This window comes from Pedobacter westerhofensis (genome assembly GCF_900182595.1).
In the GTDB taxonomy this organism is placed as follows: domain Bacteria; phylum Bacteroidota; class Bacteroidia; order Sphingobacteriales; family Sphingobacteriaceae; genus Pedobacter; species Pedobacter westerhofensis.
Genome location: NZ_FXTN01000004.1, coordinates 309504 through 328067 on the forward strand (window position 1 = coordinate 309504; position 18564 = coordinate 328067).

Sequence of the window (18564 nt, forward strand, 5' to 3'; positions counted from 1 at the left end):
GTTCAAACTTTCTGGTGTAAACTTTAAGTTAGTCTTGCGCCTTTTAAATTAGGATTCTTAACCGGAAATTACAGAATTAAATATTGATATTTAGCATTGTGCACTGTCCAACAATGTGTTACATACACTACATCAATTATTACTGTTGCCTTTCATATGCTGCTGAAAAATCTGTTCGCATTCCTTTAAATCTTTCTACCACAGTTGCAATAAATGCTTCATCAAGCATGGCGAATATCTCATTTGCCCCGCCGCCGGTAAGGTCGAGCTCTGATAATTTATAGCTTTGTTCCAGTGTGCCCTGTTCAAATTTAACGATGTATTTCTGATTCATATTAAACAGGGTGATCTTACATTCGGGGTGCGGCAGTTCTGCGATTACTCTCATTGGGCATCAATTATTTTAAGGGTGATAAATGGCCAAATTTAACAATATTACGCATGGTTTACACCGATGTTCCGTCAATTCCTTAATTTTAACATTTAATTTTATTTACAGAATTCTACTCATATCCCTACCCATGGCCGAAGATTTAGTAATTATCAAAAGTGAAAGCAAGGAACAGCAGTATCAGTCGCTGCTGCCGCAAATTGAAGCGCTGATCAGCGGCGAGGAAGACCTGACCGCAAACCTGGCAAATATAGCTGCCGCGCTCAAGGAGCAGTTTGGTTGGCTCTGGATTGGCTTTTATCTGGTAAAGCAGGATGAGCTGGTGTTGGGGCCTTTTCAGGGGCCTGTAGCCTGCACCAGGATCAGGAAAGGCAAAGGTGTTTGCGGCGCGGCCTGGCTGGAGGCAAAAACTTTTATTGTAGATGATGTGGAGGAATTTCCCGGGCACATTGCCTGCAGCTCTGCGTCGAGATCAGAGATCGTACTGCCGCTGTTTAAAGACGGTGAAGTAGTAGGGGTGCTGGATGCTGACAGTGCAGATCTTGCTCATTTTGATACAACGGATGACGAATACTTAAGCAAGATTATTGCTTACATCAACTTATAGGTGCTCCAAACAAATGTTCCCGGCAGATGTTGTTTAGAAAAACATCCATTATGAAAAACGAGAAGAACATAGAAATATTAAAGAGCAAAGTTGAAGAAGTAAGGATATGCCTGTTTACAACGATTAGCGCAAAAGACGAATTTTCAAGCCGCCCAATGGCTACAGCGAAAGTTGAAGAAGATGGGAGTATCTGGTTCTTTACCAATGAGTATTCGCTGAAATCCAAAGAGATTTCCAAAGAAAACCAGGTGACGCTTGGATACAGCAGCCCTGCCGATAATACTTACATAACTGTAAACGGCAAGGCTGAACTTGTGGATGACCAGGTGAGAAAAGAAGCTTACTTTTCGGCACCGGTAAAAGCCTGGTTCCCTGACGGTGTTCAGGACCCGAGGCTTATTCTGGTAAAGGTTACTCCGGAAACTGCGGAATACTGGGATGGTACTTCATCGAAGATCGTGCTTGCATTTAGTTTGCTGAAAGCGATCGTGACGGGAGACCAGCCGGATGCGGGCAAGCATGACAAGATCAATTTTTAGATATTAGTTGTTGCTGGGGTTGGAGATGATCTGGCTTCGCGAAAAAATGGGATTAAAATATCGTCGCTGCCTGCTGCTGAAACGCAGCAGAAGGCGATGATATTTCAATCCCATTTTTTTTCAGGGTATCCTGTAGCATGATGGCTTGTGATATCTGTTACCTATTTCATGCTCAATCCTTTTTTCATGCTCAGTCCCTTTTTCATGTCTAATCCCCTAGTTCAAATCCAATCCCTTGCGCATGTCAATTCCTTATTCTTGATCAATCCATATTCATGTTCAATCTCTAGTTCAAGTCCATTCCTTTGCGCATGTCAATTCCTTATTCTTGATCAATCCATATTCATGCTCAATCTCTAGTTCAAGTCCAATCCCTTGCGCATGTCAATTCCTTATTCTTGATCAATCCCTAGTTCAAGTCCAAGCACTTAATTATGTCCAATCTCTTGGTCATGTCAATTCCTTATTCATGTCCGATCCCTAGTTCAAATCCAATCCCCCAGTTGCTGTCCAATTCCTTGTGTATCCAATTTCCTGTTCATGATCAATCAGCAGTTCATTTCCGATTCCTTATTCTTCTTCAATCCCCATCTATGTTCAATCCATTGTTTATGTCCAATTACTCCATTTATGTACACGTAAGGCAATTCAGTAGCTATTTACCGTATTCCTTATCCAGGAAGAGGTAGCGCGCACGGTGCTTTTCTGTTTCAGCTTTGGTATTCACATCCAGATTGATGTAATTGACCTGGTTATTGGCTTTGATTTCCGGCCACTCAGGTAGGCCTGAGCCGTTGGGGTTGCCCGTTTTAACGAAGTTGGAAAAGTAGCCCAGCATGGTGTCAGAGACCTTCTGGTCATCGGCGGTAAATGCGTATACCTTGTTGTACCGGAGGTTGCCCATGGCGTATTCGATTTCAAAGGCGTGTGGGGCGCCGGTAGGAACAATTGGTTTTTTAGCATCGGGATCTTCTTTTCCCTTGGTAAAACCTCCGGCCAGTCCCGGGACAGCGCCTTTCATGCTCTCGTTCATAGGTGGTTTGGATTTGGAGAAGAGGTAACGGTAAACCGCTTTTTGGCCGGTATGACTGTGCAGATCGGCCCATTTCCAGGTGCTGTAAACGATGAATCTGTCACTTGAGAGGGCGGTTGCGGACTCCACAACCTGTTCATCAGTGGTGCCTGGATAAAGCTGGAGTACTTCCTCACTTTTTTCTTTGTAAAGTTCCCCAATGGCTTTTTTATAGTTGTCGGGAGTTGGCGCCGCGGTTTTTAAGATGGACTGATAAGAAACCTCCGCAGAGTTCCATCCTACGAGAATGGGCACCTTTGCCTGTTTGCCCTCAGCGAATGTTTTTACAGGAAGTTGAGGAAAGAAATATCCGTCCACGGTGGTAGTGGCGCCACCCATATTATTTTTGTATGCGATGTCGATCAGCTGCGTGGCAGGTATCTTACGTAGTTCGGCCAGTGAGGCTGCACCGATTTTTGCGCCAAAGGCTATACCTTTGCTTTCTCCTTCGGCGAGTGTGACAGGTGCGAGTGTAGGGTAGATAGCTGCTCCGCTTTCGCCAATGGCGCCGGCAAACAGGCCTTTGGCCAGGGGAGAGGCCATCTGTGCAAAAACGGAGATTGATCCTGCCGACTCTCCGGCAATGGTAACCCTGTTGGGATCCCCGCCAAAGGCGCTGATATTCTGCTGAACCCATTTCAGTGCCGCAGTCTGATCCATATAGCCGTAGTTTCCGGAAGAATGGTGAGCCGACTCCTTCGTTAGTTCGGGATGGGAGAAAAAACCAAAGATACCAAGGCGATAATTAACCGTTAGGGTAACGATTCCTTTTTTAGCCATGCTTTCGCCATCGTAGCGCGGTTCTGAGCCGTCACCTGCAATAAGTCCGCCCCCATAAAAGTACACCAGTACAGGAAGTTTCTCCTTTGATGCCCTGGCAGGCATCCATACATTAAGGTACAGGCAGTCCTCGCTGGTGCTGTCAGCCCTGAATCCCATGTCCCCGAATACAGGCTTCTGCATCCCTTTGTTACCAAAGCGGTCTGCTTTGCGGACGCCCTGCCAGTTCCGGACAGGCTGAGGTTCTTTCCAGCGTAAATCGCCCAGCGGAGGCTGTGCAAAGGGCACTCCCCTGAACACGCTGATGCCGGACGCTTCAGTTGTGCCTTCAAGGATACCATTTCCAGTTTTAATACGTATGCTGCTGCCTGCCTGTGCTGTCGCAGAAAGGGAAATGGCACTGCAAAATATAGTGATCACTACAATCAGATTTTTTTTCATTTGTTTCATTTTTAAGATGCTGTCCTGGCTTTTGGCTTGATTGAATCCTGAGGCAATCTTAAGATGATATCGCTTGCCCGAGTGGTAAATCCAGTTAATAAATCTACTTAATATTGACGGATAATCCTTTCTGGACAGCATATTTATTGTAACAATCTGATTCATAAATAACTGGAATGGCCATGTGCATCCGCTTCCGGTTCCCCAAAGAAGCATGGCTTTTACTGCATAACCACTTTTGAAATTGTGTGAAAAAAAACATAATTCATTTTGAACATATCGATCCAATGTTGGTTATAGAGCTGCCTTGAGTAAGGGCTGTGTTTGTTGATTGATAAAGAGTTTGTATTGGTAGGTAACGACGATATAGATATTAATTTAAATGTACGGGCTTTGATATGGAAAATTTAATTTACGAAGGTACCGTTTACTGGGCCATGGATACTGAGATACTGGCTATGGATCTGACGGAGAAGTATGTTGGCAGGCATTTTTCGCTTACTCCGCCCTTATCGCAACATGAGGGGAGAATCTACCTGACCAATACGGCTATTCACCTCGAAGGTGATGAGCAGATGATTATCCTGCTTGCCGATATTACGCAGATCAGCCTGGATTTTGACGAGGTGTTTTCTGCTGCCTCGGTCAAAAACGTTGGAATGTTCTGGAAACCACTAAGGGTAACTTACGGTCTGGATCATATCATCTATCTGATTATCGATTATACGCTGATGATCTCCAATAATAAGCGGTTTTATGAAATCCTGAAGGGAAGGCTCGCGGGCTAATGGCTGCATGATGTATTTGGGTATCTGGCAGGTCTGGAAATGGGCACCGCCTGGTAGTGTTCTCCTTACCGGGCGCCGCTCAGCGTGTTTAATAATCCTGCAGCATTTTTATTGCCAGGATCAGTGGCAATCGCTTTTTTAAAGTAAATGGCTGCCTCCTGCTTTTTGTCCAATTTTAAATAAGATTCGCCGATCAGCTCATAGCCATAAGACAGATCAGCAGGTTTTGCTTCCGGCAATATGGCCAGATGGAACAGGCTAATTGCTTCTTCCAGCTTATTGCGCCGCTGCAGATATTTTCCTGTACTGATCAGGTCGCCTGTTTCGAAAGAGAAATCATACTGGTCCTGATGGTCCGCTTTGAGGGCGCTGAAGAATTGCAGGCCCTTTTCATGATCGGCCAGTATTTTATCCCGGATATCGAGGTATACTGATCGCTTTGGAATGGTAAAAGGTTCATCCTTTAAGATCGACAGGATGGCTGACTTCAGGGCATGAACTTTAAAGTTCTGGTTGTTGGTCATCATTACGATGCGTACTCCTGACTTCAGGTCGCTGTACACCAGTGCTTCGTAATTGCTGTTTGAGCCCTGGTGCTGGTGCCAGGTCAGCTCGCCGTTCTCAAAGCCGGTGGAGCCCAGGCTGCTTTCTCCGCCGGGAAAGTTTTCTGCCAGTTCTCTGAAAGATTCCTTACTGATCAGGCTGTAACTCTCCAGTTTTGTGATGTATTGATAAAGGTCCCGAACAGGCAGCCGAAGCCACCCCGTCATCTCCTGGGCATAACGTGTAGTCTGAAAATCATTGTTAAATGCGATGGCCATGCCCGGGCCATTGGTGGGATAATTTAGTTTAGAGTGCGACATTTTACAGGGTATCAGGATATTTTTTGTGACAAAGTCGGCATAGCTCTGGCCGCTGATCTTTTCTATCATCCGCATTTGCAGGTAAACGTTGTAATGGTTATAGATATAGGCAGTTCCGGATTCGAAGCTCAGTTCTTTTAATTCCATCAGGTTTTTCAGCATCTCCTGATCACTGTCCGCGGCTGTCGGGCTAAACAGGGGAATGCCGCTGGTATAATTTAAAAGATGCCTGACCTTCACCTTTGCCGCCCAGGCAGGCAGAGCCGGAAAGAACTTTGAAATGGGATCGTCCAGACTGAGCAGTCCGCGTTCTTTGAGGATCATGATGCCGGTGCCATTAAATTCCTTACAGATTGATCCGATATCGAATGACAAATCAGGATTTAATTTTTTAGTCCTTGAGCCGTCGGCAAAACCGAGGGAAGCCTGATAAATGATTTTCCCGTGCCTCGCTACAAGTATATTGCCATTAAAAACACCGCGCTGCATCGACACCTGCATCAAAGAATCGATCTTGCGGGATTGGGGATCTCCCGCATGCAGGGCAGAAGTAATGAACAACAGCATCAGGAAGGGGAAAATTCTTTTCATCGTAGATCTTTTTGAATAAGACAGATGAAATGATGCTTAGTTGCATGAAAGTACTTCAAAAATAATCTCTGCTACAGTTTACTGAGCGCAATAATCTCTTTTCCTTCAATTACTCTTTTTGCATCGCCCAGACCTACTACATCTATCATCGCGCGGCCCAGTTCCTGCATGGTTACAAAACCTGCAGGGTAAATAGCCCTGCCCAGCGGAAATAACCAGGAAATGTACTTGTAGAAACCATGTGTTTTGGAAAGCCCGGGAGTAGGTTTGATGAAACCAGGCCTGAAGGCATACACTTGTTTAAAAGGGAGCTTCATCAGGTCGTTTTCTGTTTTGCCTTTAACGTTTGCCCAGTTACTGCTGCCCTGTTCGGAACTGTCTGTGCCGGCACCTGATACATAACAAAAGGTCATGTCCGGATTGAGCCTGCTCAGCGTTCCGGCAACCTGCAGTGTTAAAGTATAGGTGGTTTTGTAAAAATCTGCTTTACTTACCCCAACAGAGCTTATTCCCAGGCAAAAGAAACAAGCATTGAAACCTCGAAGCTGATGCGCTATCGCATCAAGGTTATAGAAGTCGGGCTGTATTATTTCTGTCAATTTCGGATGACTGATGCCAGAAGCTTTCCTGTTGATGATCGTCACCGCTTCCACCTGAGGATCCTGCAGACATTCGTGCAGCACACCTTCCCCAACCATACCTGTTGTGCCTGTAATAATGGCCCTTATTGTCGAATTCATGATAGATTTCTTTGTACTAAGATAGTTTTATAATATTCTTTTTCAAATTCATCTGATATTAAATGAATATTGCCGGATCACATGTTTATTACTTGTTAAATGAATAATATGTGCTGTCTAAAATTTATCTTCGGATGATTTAAATGCTAAAACTTACAAAAAAATCTGAATAATGTCCTTATTTTCCCGTTATCCCATATCAAAGCTGTTGCTGTTGATATCATTTTGCATCCTATCGCTATCAAAAAACACCTTTGCACAGGAATCCTATCAATTTGAGAAAGGCCTGATCGTCAGCAATGCTTATCATTACGGCCGCGAAGCGATTTATACCGACCAGCTGGCCTGGCTAATGTACAACGGGCAACTGAAGACGCCTGCAGAGGGCGTCGAATTTGCGAAAGATGAAAAAGGTCAGCCGCGGCAGTGGAAGGTTGTTACAGCAGATGCCAGGAAACGTTTAGGCAGCAGGACCAGCCCAAATGCATATGTCTATCTCACCTATACTTCGGGCAAGGACCAGTCTGCAGTGCTCAACATTCAAGGTAACAGCGCCCTGTATGTGAACGGTGTTTTACATACTGGTGATCCCTATGCCCTGAACTGGCTGTATATCCCGGTAAAACTTAAAAAGGGTTTAAATGAATTTTATGTGAGGGGCCAGAGCATTACTGCAACGTTGTCATTTCCTGCAAAGCCCGTCTTCCTTAATACAGAAGATGCTACATTGCCCAATGTCGTTACCGGAAAAAATAACAGCAGCCTGCTGGGTGCTGTGGTAGTGATCAACACCAGCAATGTGGTATTGAAAAATCTATCTATACAAAGTAAATCGGCCTCGAACATGCTTTCTACAGCTATTCCTGATGTACTTCCGATGACCACGAGAAAGGTTTATTTTAAGTTTGACGGTTCCGCCATGTCTGCGAACAGCAATTACAAGCTTGATCTGGCCTTGTTGCAGGCAGGTAAACAAACAGACACCGCTTCGGTAATTATAGAAGCTGTTGCACCCGCATCATCCTATAAAAATACCTTTATCAGCAAAATCGACGGAAGTCTCCAGTATTATGCTGTCACACCAAAATCAGGTCTTACCAAGCCGGGCGACGCATTGTTTTTCTCTGTTCACGGGGCAGGAGTAGAAGCTATCGGACAGGCTAAAGCATACAAGCCCAAAGACTGGGGAACAGTGGTTACGCCCACGAACCGCCGGCCACGGGGATTCAACTGGGAAGACTGGGGCCGACACGATGCGCTTGAAGTACTTGGGCAAGCCACAGCATTGTTTAAACCCGATCTGCAGCATATTTATCTGACCGGACATTCCATGGGTGGACACGGTACCTGGTTTTTAGGGGCAACCTACCCGGATAAATGGGCCTCAATAGCGCCATGTTCCGGTTATCCCACGTTGAAAGGATACGGATCCGCTGATGGGCTGATCCCTGAATCTGGCAGCACAGCAATGGAGAACATGCTGATCAGGGCCAGCAACCAAAGTGATGTGATTAAACTGGCAAAAAATTACAAATCACTCGGTGTGTACGTTTTGCATGGCGACTCTGATAAAGTGGTTTCAGTGAACTATGCCAGACAGATGAAAAAGATACTGGCAGATTTCCATACGGATTTTAGTTACTATGAATACCCGGGAGGGGAACATTGGTTTGGTGACCAGAGCGTCGACTGGAAACCTATCTACGATTTCTTCAAATGGCATCAGCTTGCGGCCGACAGCAGTGTAAACATCATTGATTTTACCACGGCAAATCCAGGTGTATCTGCGAAATATCACTGGGCCTCAATTGTGCAGCAGGAACAGCCGCTGCAGTATAGCCATATTCTGCTCAGCAGGAACAAAAAAGAACTCAGCATAAATGGCACAACCGAAAATATCAGCCTGCTTAAATTAAACCTGAAAGAATTCGCAGCAGGTGTTACGCTCAGGATGAGTATTGATAACTCAACGGTGGTTTATACTACAAAAACTGCGTCAGACAGCATATACCTGCGCAGCCAAAATAAATCCTGGAGGCTGGGCAGCATGCCTGCCGCACATGATAAGAACCCTTTGCGGAACGGCACATTTAAAGAGGGATTTAACCAGCAGATGGTATTCGTATACGGCACATCGGGCAATACGGCAGAAAATGAATGGAGCCTCAACAAGGCACGTTATGATGCTGAAACCTGGTATTACAGGGGGAACGGCGCTGTAGATATGATTGCCGATAAGGCATATCAGGCGAAGAACTTCAAAGGTCGAAATGTAGTGCTTTATGGCAACTCGGTCACCAACAGTGCCTGGAAAACCCTTTTGAGCGATTGTCCTGTATCAGCAGACCGCAACGGTATCAAAGCAGGAAAGAAAAGCTGGACCGGCGATGATCTTGCCGTCAACTTTGTATGGCCGATCAAAGGAACCATTCATAACTCCGTGTCTGTGATTGCAGGTACGGGAATGAAGGGATTGAATACAGCTTTTGCAAACCAGTATCTGGCTGGCGGAAGCGGCTTCCCTGATATTTTTGTTTACAGGCTCAGCATGTTGACAGAAGGAACCAAAGGCGTCGAAATGGCCGGGTTCTTTAATAACCAGTGGCAAATCAGCCCCGAAGCGATGATACAGCAATAAGGTATCTCAAATTGCAATCCTATATCACTGTAGCTTATATCATCATTTGATCAGAGCACATCATTCAATCAGACATGATGATCAACTCAGATATCATCGTTAAATCAAAATCAGATATCATCTTAAATCATAAAGGCTGCCTTACGAGGCAGCCTTTATGATTTAAGATGATATAGTCGAATTAAAGGACGATCCTTTTGCCGCTTGCAGCAGAGCGCTTTGCGGCATCAAGGATTTCCATTACGATCATATTATATTTTAAAGAAGAGAGGTCGTCCGTAGCGGGCAAATCATTTTTGAGTACTGCGGCAAGGTACAGCATAGGGTTGCTGATGTTCGCTGCCAGAGGTGCCGCTTTTTTTGTACTAACGATATTTTCGCGCATTCTTGTCGTGATATTGCGGTTATCCAGCGCATGAACATATCCGGTTTCACCAAATACTTCCATGTCTTTAATTGAGAAAGGCCAGTTCCATGAGGCTTCGATCAGGCCGGTAGCACCGGGATATTCCAGGATGATTGTCGCATCGTCTTCAACCTTGGGATAAACCTCAGGTTTGTAATGACGTGCAATAGCGGTAACGGCAAGCGGCCTGCTGCCATTCATCAGCCAGGTCATCAGATCGGCCCCATAACACCCAAAATCATTCATCGCACCTGCTCCGTTTTTAACCGGATCCGTCAGCCAGCTCAGAAACTCAGGGCTGCAGTTGATTTCTTTTGGCCCCTGATGGCCATCATGGACTACCATCTTTTTGATCTTTCCCATGCTTTTGCTGTTCATGCTGTCATAAATATCACGATAAGAAGCGTACCAGGTGGTTTCATAGTTGGTTAACACTTTTACGTTATATTTTAGCGACAGTGCTTCTATCTGTTTTGCCTGCTGCAGTGTAGCCGCCAGCGGTTTCTCGACCATTACAGGCACACCAAGCGGAGCACATACCTGCACGATCGACAGGTGATCTGCAACGGCATTATATCCGAGTACAGCATCAGGTTTTTTAGCGATCAGCAGTGCTTTCAGATCGGTGTAAAACAAGGAGTCCGGCAGCTGATATTGTTTGCTGAATTTTAGTTGCAATGCCCGGCTGGGTTCTACAATTCCGACAATCATAACCTTGCCTTCCTTAAACTCATGCAGGATATTATGGATATGATCATGGTTTAAACCCGCAACTACAACACGTATTTTTTGTTGTGCAGCAATGCTGGTGGAAAGGCCCACCAGCATGATGATCAATAACTTTTGATAAAATAGGATAGTTTTCTTCATGGTTGTGCAATTTATCTATTTAACGCCGAATTGCCACGATAGTATGATCTGCTATTTTAATACTTCAACGTCCAGATAGCTGTCGTTAAAGACAGTATGCGTAGCTGTGATATAATCGCTCTGATCAGCTTTATATGGGTTGGCTACAAATTTTTGCGGGTTGCGCGCAAACAGGGGGAATGCCGTACTCTGCACCTGGATCATGATGCGGTGGCCTTTTTTAAAGGTATGCAGCACATCCTGCAGCTGAAAGTTGACATCAGTCTTTTGATTGGCCACAAAGGCTTCGGGTTTCTCAAAGCTGTTGCGGAACCTGCCCGGCATCACTTCAGAACGTACCATCTGCTCATAACCGGCCATCAGTATATTTTTGTTAGGCAGATACGGGTGGTTGGGCTCATCGCCGGGATACACATCGATCAGTTTAACAATCCAGTCTGCATCAGTACCGGTAGTTGCAACTTTAAGGTGCGACATGATTTCGCCTCCCAGGGTCATATCTTCAGTAAGCACATCCGTTTGGTATACCAGTACATCCGGTCTGCGGCCGGCAAAACGCTGGTCTTCGCTCATATAGTTATGCGGCGTAAATCCTTCGGTCGTGGTATTGTCTTCCGTATAAGGGACAGGTTTCATCGGGTCGCTGATAAAGGATACCGATCCTGTAGCTGCCGGCTGGCTGAAGCTGATCTTTCCGTCTTTTCCAAGAAACAGCTTTTGGTGACTGGCATTGGCTGCCGGCCACTGATCAAATGTTTTCCAGTTCTTATTTCCGGTATCATACATATAGGCATTGGGAAGGCCGGAGTTTTTGTCGCCATTGCCTTTCAGGAAGTGGTCGAAAAACTTAGCCTCGATGTTCTTCTGGTAAAAGGTAGCAATGCTGTCGCCAAAATATACATTTGAATGCAGCGTATGGCCAGTTTCGCGCGACCAGCGGCCGTGGCCGAAAGGTCCCATCACGATGGTATTGTACGCAGCCGGGTCAGATTTTTTGATCGCCCTGTGAATGGCGAGGGGGCCGGTAAGGTCTTCTGCATCATACCATCCGCCTACCAGCATCACCGCAGGTTTTACTTTTCCATAATGTTTGGGCAAGGCACGTTTTTGCCAGAACTCATCGTAGTTAGGATGGTTCATCGTTTCCTGCCAGTAGAAGTTGTCTTTGTACCACTGATCGAAATTCTTCAGCGGCCCTACGTCCAGTAAAAACTGGTAGCCGTCGGCAGATGTTTTTTTGATAGACTGGCCATTGTACCAGGCTTTGCTCGTGGTATCTGTTTTTTGTACACCAAATACCGGGAAGGTGAAGATATAGCTTTCAAGGAAGGAGCCGTTATGGTGGAAATCGTCAAAAAAGAAATCTGATATCGGCGCCTGCGGAGATGAAGCTTTCAATGCAGGGTGGTTAGACAGGATTCCTGCAGCGGTATAGAAACCGGGATAGGAGATGCCCCACTGCCCAACGCGGCCATTGTTGCCGCTTACATTTTTTACGAGCCAGTCGATCGTGTCATAAGTATCAGAACCTTCATCAACATCATTTTTGCTCTTTTTATTGTCGATTACCGGAGTCATGTTCGTCCATGTGCCTTCACTTTTATAGCGGCCGCGCACATCCTGGTAAACTACGATATAACCTTCTTTCATCATGATGTCTGAAGGGCCCAGTCGTGCAGGAATTTTATCTTCGCCATAGGGCGCGATGCTGTAACAGGTACGCTGCATGATCACAGGGTACTTCTTTTTTGCCGAAGCATCCCTGGGGCTGTAAATAGAGGTAAAAAGCTTTTTGCCATCCCTCATGGTGATGTAAACATCCTTTTTTGTGTAGTTGTCTTTTGCGTAGGTACTTGCTGTGCTGCCCTGGGCGAAGGTGCTGCCTGCAAACAATACCATTATTACGCAGGTAATAATAGGTTTCATCCGTATGGTTTAGTTAATCCTCCAAATTTAGGAGATTGATAAACTAATTCCAGTATACGAAGTAACAATATTGCGTTGCAACCTAATTTATTTTCAACCTTTAATACTTTTTGCAAAGAATAACTGCCTAATGTCCCTTTTCTACTTGTTCAAGGTCGCCATGAACAGTTGATTTAAAGTTGTATTTCATAAATTCTTCATCCTGCGGAATCTCGAGGCTAAAGTTTTTGATCCTTGCAATCTCTACGGTCAGATCTGTCCCTGCAAAATCAAGCACATGGCCGCCCTGATCTTTGCTGTCTGACAAGAAATGGAAGTGATAACCTTCTACACTGAGCCCGTTCAGATAGGGCGGTAATTTGTAACCTACGATCACACCGGCAGTATTTCTGATATCAAAGAATTTCTGCCTGTCCAGCAGGGTGGCCAGCGGAGGATAGGGCTTTTGGGTGTAGGGAGGAAAAGCGCGTGTTTTCAGGTATTTGAAGTTTCCCGATATTTTAACTGCATAGGCCGCGTTTTTTTGGTTAACATATTGCTCCAGCTGCGCCAGAGCTTCTTTTTGATTTTCAGCAGCATGGATATGAAAGGTAGTATCTGCTTTAAAGAAAGTTACAAAAGCCAGGGCCGTTTTAAAGGAATCAGGCACCAGGCTGGTTTTTCCCGTTGCCTGTGTCTGATAGGCGCGCCCATTGTAAACGATCAGTTCCCCGTCCAGTAATCCGGGGGCACCAATTCCAAAATCCCCGTGTTTTTTTAATTCGGAGAGCGGTAAGGTAGCTTCAAATAATCCGCCCACAAAGCTGTCTGCAATGCCGTATTGATATAAAATATTGTTGTGGTTCAAGGGATTCGCCTGCTGATCTGTCATTGATGGCTTTGATTTCGGATGATGGGTTACTGATGATTTCGTTTTAAAATTCTGCTGGGCCATCAGGTTGAGGCTGATCACCGAGCAAAACAGGATGAGTTTAATTTTCATGGTACTGCTAAGATTGTAATTTATTATCTGTAACGTAAAAAATAACCCGATTGATATTTCATCAGGGAGAAATACATGCTGTTAAAATTTTCTTTATTAACAATTTAAAAATTAAAGCGCCAAAATGATCATCAAAGCTGATTTGGTTCACAGAATATATAATCTTTGTTTATATTGTATCCTTAATAGAAAAAACTAAATATGAGAATGATGAAACAGATCCCCGTCATTGCGGGTGCCTGGGCAGTTTTGGTGCTGGGCATATCTCCCCTGGGCGCCAGGCTGCAAACCAAAACTGACACTTCAGCCAAATCCTGGATAGTAAAATCAAACCGCTATACGGCCTTATTGATTGAGCTGGATAAAAAATATTCCCCGGAGTATGGTTCTTCACAGGGGCTCGCAGCATATGATACGCAAATCAGCGTTCCTACACTGGAAAATGAAATGGCGCAGCGAAAAGATGAAGAGCAGCTGCTGAACCGATATATTGCCAGTTTAAGTACGGAAAAAGATATGGCTGTTGCACAGGATCTTAACATCCTGATCAGCCATCTTAAACTGGGCTTCCGGCAGCAGGATTTTCAAAGGAAACGTCAGGTTCCTTTTCTCAATGCCGCTTCCGGGATTTATGGGGGACTGGAAATCCTGCTGGATGCACAAACCGCTGATGCGCGGCGCAGCGCTGCTGTAGTACGGATGAGGAAGTATGCGGGCATGGAGAAAGGTTACCGTCCCTTTTGCACCATCCTTCGTGAGCGTACTGAACAGCAGATCGCCGGAAAAGACATGATCTATCCCTCAGCGCAGCAAATGGAAGTAGAGCTGTCAAGGAATGAAAGCATCGTGAACGGAATTGCAGAACTTTGCAAAAAATATAAACTGAGCGGATGGGAGGAACCCTACCAGAAATTAAAAGCACAGACAGCAGCTTACGACAGCTGGCTGCGCCAGAACGTGCTCAGCAAAGCACGGAAGGATTTCCGCCTCCCGCCTGAAGAGTATGCGCTTGCACTGGAAGATTATGGTGTGGATATCCCGCCGGCCGACCTGGCCGTTATGGCACATGCCGCCTTTACCAGTATCCAGAATGAAATGCAGCCCATCGCAGAAAAGATCGCCGGGCAGCGGCATTTGCCTTCTGCGGATTACCGTGCGGTGATTGCGGAACTGAAGAAAGAACAGGTTCACGGAGACTCTATTATTCCTTTGTACGAAAGGCACCTCAAAGATATTGAGGGGATTATCAGGAAAGAGCAGCTGGTGACCCTGCCGGGCAGACCGGCGATTATCCGTCTGGCCACAGCGGCAGAGACCTCCAGAAGTCCGGCACCCCATATGGTCCCGCCACCATTCTTAAACAATACCGGTCAGCGCGGGGTATTTGTACTGCCCTTAAATATGCCTGCGGCACCGGGAGAAAAAGAGACCAGCAAGTATGACGACTTTACCTTCGATGCAGCATCCTGGACGATTATTGCGCATGAGGCCAGGCCGGGGCATGAACTTCAGTTTGATAAAATGGTGGAGGAAGGCGTATCACAGGCGCGTTCCCTGTATGCTTTTAACTCTACAAATGCAGAAGGCTGGGGATTGTATGCAGAATATATTACCAGGCCCTTTATGCCCCTTGAAGGCCAGCTGGTTTCCCTTGATTACCGCCTGTTGAGGGCTGCCCGCGCGTTCCTTGATCCTGAGATACAGGCCGGAAAGGTGACACAGCAGCAGGCGCTGGATATACTAATGAAGGATGTGGTGCAGTCGAAAGCCTTTGCACAGCAGGAGGTAGAGCGTTATTCGCTAAAAATGCCGGGCCAGGCAAACAGCTATTTTTATGGCTTTACAAAAATGATTGCGCTGAGGAAGGATACGGAGGCAGCTTTGGGTGCCAAATTTAACGCATTGCGCTTCCATGACTTTATTCTTTCACAGGGTTTGCTGCCGCCGGCACTGATCCGTGACGCAGTGATGAAGGAGTTTATCCCAACTGAAAAAGCGAAATAAGCCTGATTTTACGTTTGATGTTCCTGAGCCGCCATCCGGTTGCTCAGGAACGTTAAAGTTTCAAAGACAATAAAATCAAACGACAGGTAGATTAACCTATATTTTTATAGTTGCCAGATCAGACCGAAGCTCTTTGATTGACTTCAGCCGGTCTTCAGCAACAAATAACGATATCAATATGACCAGTCCGATGGCCAGGAAAGCATCCAGCACCATCGCGGCATCCCTCATTTCATGGGTTACAGACTCCACAAACCCAAAAGTAAACAAGCCCACCACGATAGCCAGTTTTTCTGTTACATCATAAAAGCTGAAGTAGGAGGCCGTATCCGGAATATTCTGCGGGATATACTTGGAGAAGGTTGAACGTGAAAGTGTCTGTACACCGCCCATCACGATGCCAACAACTACCGCTGCCGCATAAAACTGGTAGGCATTGGTGATGAAGTAAAAAAAGCCGCATATCATTGTCCAGAAAGCAACAATGCCGATCAGCACTTTAACATTGCCATATTTTTCTGAGAATCTTGCGGTTAACCATGCGCCCAGAATGGCTACAAACTGGATCACAAGGATAATGCTGATCAGATTTTCTTCGGGCAGCAGCAATTCCTTTGCCCCAAATCCGGCAGCTACCAGCATTACGGTTTGCACACCTACAGAGTAAAAGAAAAACGCCGGCAGAAAACGTTTGAGCAGCGGCATTCCCTTTACCTTTCCCCAAACTTTGGCGAGCTCTTTAAAACCGCCGGTAAGTACATTGTAATTGTGTGAACCAGGATTTGGTGCGCCTTTTGGCAGGATATAAAATGGGATCAGCGCAAAGCCGATCCACCAGATGGCGACAATCAAAAATGAGAGCCGTGCAGGTAAGGCTTCGTCTGTGATGCCAAAGGTAGCGGGCGACAATACAAATATGAAACAGATGATCTGTACCGTGATACATCCTGCAAAGCCATAGATAAAACCTTTGGCGCTTACTGCATCCTGCTGGTCAAGCGTTGCGATCTGCGGGAGGTAAGAGTTATAGAATACAAATCCACCGCAATACCCGATAGAGGCAAGGCCGTAACAGATCATACTGAACTCAAAAGTGTCCATCGTAAAAAAGAAGAGCCCTGCGCAGGAGAGGCTGCCGAGCCAGGTAAAAAGCTGCATATAGATCTTTTTGTTGCCGCGGTAATCTGCAATTGAAGTTAATATCGGCAGGCTCACCACGATAATCAGGTAGGACAGGCCGAGGATGTAATTTGCCAAAACCGTATTTACATACTGTCTGCCAAAGAATGTAACCATATCTCCGTTTTGCTTATTCGCCGTTATGGCGACATAATATGCCGGAAATATGGTAGTAGTGATGACCATATTATAGGATTGATTTGCCCAGTCGAACATTGACCAGGCCCAGATTGTCCTCTTGTTATTCTTTGCTTCCATATACGGTTACAAAAAAAGGACAACCGGCGCTTTTGTGAAATACCCGAAAAGGATGATTCACATCCCCTTTATTGGGGGCTGATCAAAATGACTGGTGCTAACCAAATCCGGGCAGTTCTTTCATTGTTATTGGGGATGTTATCATAAAATCACCTTCGTTTACTTTGCAGCATAAATAATATCACCACATTTTAATTTATTGCTAAACCGGGTTAGGCCCTGAATTTAATTTATGAAAAACAGAACACTAATTATTACAGCAGTTATTGCTATTGTTATTTATTCATTGTCCTCCTGCGGGACTGGCGGAAAGGGAAAGCCGGGCGCAGAGGATCAGCTGGCAGCAAGGGACACTTCTGCAAAAAGGGGGGGATATCTGGTTACAATTATGGGATGTAACGACTGTCATTCACCAAGAGTGCCGGGTGCCCACGGGCCAGCGCTTGATGCAGAACGCATCCTGTCGGGATATCCCTCAAATGTATCTTTTAAGGTACCTGATCTGAAGCATCTTGAACCAGGCTCTGGTGTGTTTGATCCTACAGGAACGGCCTTTACCGGCCCCTGGGGCACTTCATTTGCATCAAATTTAACCTCTGATGGCACAGGAATCGGAAACTGGTCCCTGGTACAGTTTAAAAATGCGTTTTCGCACGGTAAATTTATGGGGATCAATGAAGAGCGGATGATCATGCCTCCGATGCCGTGGCAGAACTATACGCATATTGATGAGGCCGACCTGAAGGCAATTTTTGCCTATCTCAAATCTACAAAGCCTGTGCACAACAATGTGCATGCCTATATGCCTCCCGGGGCAGCAAAATAAAAAGCATCTAAAAACAAGAAAGCAAATGGTGTTGTTCCATTTGCTTTCTTGTTTTTGCTTCAATACTAGAGTTTGGTATCTGGCGGGGTTGCAGTTGGCGGCAGCTTCAAACCCGAAATGCCTGTAACTACTTCTTCTTCCTCGTCTTTATGTTTTTTCTTCTTTTTCTTGGCTCCGCCTCTCAGCTGTTCTTCAAGAAAGTTGTCGTAATCAGTTTGCTGATCACCTTTTAAGATATTTCTGATATTTTTTGTGGTCTCATTCTGCATCCTGTAAAACTTTGCGATATCATCATCACCAAAGGCACCGGTCTGCTGCTTCTTGGTTAGCGCAAGCTGTTCCCTGTACATGTCCATGGTATAGTTATAGATAATATTCCGCTGTGTAGGGTTCATCTTTACTTTTTTATCCATGGCTTCCATGTTCTTGTTTGTTAACTCTGTAAGGGTTGGTGTTTTTTGCTGTGCAGAAGCAAAGAAAACTGTGCCCAGGATCATCGACAGAATTAAAGTATATCTTTTCATTGTTTTATATGATTAATAATTTCGCACGCAGGGTTATACACCCATTTTGTATGGCGCAATTTATAAAATATTCTGCAATACTTTAAAAACGAATGATCATTAATCGCTGAAAATATCTGTTGCAGCGGCCTGGCTGAAT

Annotated in this window: 15 protein-coding genes; 6 read left to right on the forward strand and 9 right to left on the reverse strand. The window is 45.4% G+C overall.

Annotation, left to right across the window (positions count from 1 at the left end; translation table 11 throughout):
- Positions 1-139 precede the first annotated feature (139 nt).
- Positions 140-388 (reverse strand): hypothetical protein, encoded by a 249-nt coding sequence (locus FN831_RS09365; RefSeq protein WP_142527963.1) that lies wholly within the window; start codon positions 386-388, stop codon positions 140-142.
- 133 nt (positions 389-521) lie between these two features.
- Here FN831_RS09365 and FN831_RS09370 point away from each other — a divergent pair, with 133 nt between their 5' ends.
- Together FN831_RS09370 and FN831_RS09375 are read left to right on the forward strand one after the other, a co-directional pair.
- Positions 522-998 carry a GAF domain-containing protein gene (locus FN831_RS09370; RefSeq protein WP_142527964.1) on the forward strand — a complete coding sequence of 159 codons (477 nt, stop codon included), beginning with the start codon at positions 522-524 and terminating at the stop codon, positions 996-998.
- Between the two features lie 50 nt (positions 999-1048).
- Entirely contained in the window at positions 1049-1537 is a 489-nt protein-coding gene (locus FN831_RS09375; protein WP_142527965.1) for a pyridoxamine 5'-phosphate oxidase family protein, read from the forward strand.
- A 655-nt stretch (positions 1538-2192) separates the two neighbouring features.
- Here the strand turns inward: FN831_RS09375 and FN831_RS09380 are convergent.
- Entirely contained in the window at positions 2193-3830 is a 1638-nt protein-coding gene (locus FN831_RS09380) for a carboxylesterase/lipase family protein (protein ID WP_221931318.1), read from the reverse strand.
- 398 nt (positions 3831-4228) lie between these two features.
- Between FN831_RS09380 and FN831_RS09385 the strand changes: the two genes are divergently transcribed.
- Positions 4229-4618, forward strand: a complete 390-nt coding sequence (locus tag FN831_RS09385; protein ID WP_142527967.1) for a hypothetical protein — start codon at positions 4229-4231, stop codon at positions 4616-4618.
- Between the two features lie 65 nt (positions 4619-4683).
- Here the strand turns inward: FN831_RS09385 and FN831_RS09390 are convergent, their stop codons facing one another.
- Positions 4684-6072: a serine hydrolase domain-containing protein gene (locus FN831_RS09390; protein ID WP_142527968.1), complete on the reverse strand. Its 1389-nt coding sequence runs from the start codon at positions 6070-6072 to the stop codon at positions 4684-4686.
- Between the two features lie 71 nt (positions 6073-6143).
- Entirely contained in the window at positions 6144-6812 is a 669-nt protein-coding gene (locus FN831_RS09395) for an NAD-dependent epimerase/dehydratase family protein (RefSeq protein WP_142527969.1), read from the reverse strand.
- Positions 6813-6984: 172 nt separating this feature from the next.
- Between FN831_RS09395 and FN831_RS09400 the strand changes: the two genes are divergently transcribed.
- The gene (locus FN831_RS09400) at positions 6985-9450 is read left to right on the forward strand and encodes an alpha/beta hydrolase-fold protein (RefSeq protein ID WP_142527970.1); all 2466 of its coding nucleotides are present in this window, start codon (positions 6985-6987) and stop codon (positions 9448-9450) included.
- A gap of 181 nt (positions 9451-9631) precedes the next feature.
- Here the strand turns inward: FN831_RS09400 and FN831_RS09405 are convergent, their stop codons facing one another.
- From FN831_RS09405 to budA, 3 genes are all read right to left on the reverse strand, one after another.
- Positions 9632-10726 carry a Gfo/Idh/MocA family protein gene (locus FN831_RS09405; RefSeq protein ID WP_142527971.1) on the reverse strand — a complete coding sequence of 365 codons (1095 nt, stop codon included), beginning with the start codon at positions 10724-10726 and terminating at the stop codon, positions 9632-9634.
- Positions 10727-10777: 51 nt separating this feature from the next.
- Positions 10778-12652, reverse strand: coding sequence for a CocE/NonD family hydrolase (locus FN831_RS09410; RefSeq protein ID WP_142527972.1), 1875 nt, complete (start codon positions 12650-12652; stop codon positions 10778-10780).
- Positions 12653-12779: 127 nt separating this feature from the next.
- A complete protein-coding gene (budA, locus tag FN831_RS09415; RefSeq protein WP_142527973.1) occupies positions 12780-13634 on the reverse strand; it encodes an acetolactate decarboxylase in 855 nt (284 codons plus the stop codon).
- Positions 13635-13841: 207 nt separating this feature from the next.
- On the opposite strand from budA, the gene FN831_RS09420 reads away from it, so the two are divergent.
- Entirely contained in the window at positions 13842-15638 is a 1797-nt protein-coding gene (locus tag FN831_RS09420) for a DUF885 domain-containing protein (RefSeq protein WP_221931319.1), read from the forward strand.
- 96 nt (positions 15639-15734) lie between these two features.
- Here FN831_RS09420 and FN831_RS09425 read toward each other — a convergent pair whose 3' ends face one another.
- Entirely contained in the window at positions 15735-17075 is a 1341-nt protein-coding gene (locus tag FN831_RS09425) for an MFS transporter (protein ID WP_142527974.1), read from the reverse strand.
- Positions 17076-17307: 232 nt separating this feature from the next.
- On the opposite strand from FN831_RS09425, the gene FN831_RS09430 reads away from it, so the two are divergent.
- The gene (locus tag FN831_RS09430) at positions 17308-17901 is read left to right on the forward strand and encodes a c-type cytochrome (protein WP_142527975.1); all 594 of its coding nucleotides are present in this window, start codon (positions 17308-17310) and stop codon (positions 17899-17901) included.
- A gap of 65 nt (positions 17902-17966) precedes the next feature.
- On the opposite strand, the gene FN831_RS09435 is transcribed toward FN831_RS09430, so the two are convergent.
- Positions 17967-18425: a hypothetical protein gene (locus FN831_RS09435; protein ID WP_142527976.1), complete on the reverse strand. Its 459-nt coding sequence runs from the start codon at positions 18423-18425 to the stop codon at positions 17967-17969.
- Between the last annotated feature and the right edge of the window lie 139 nt (positions 18426-18564).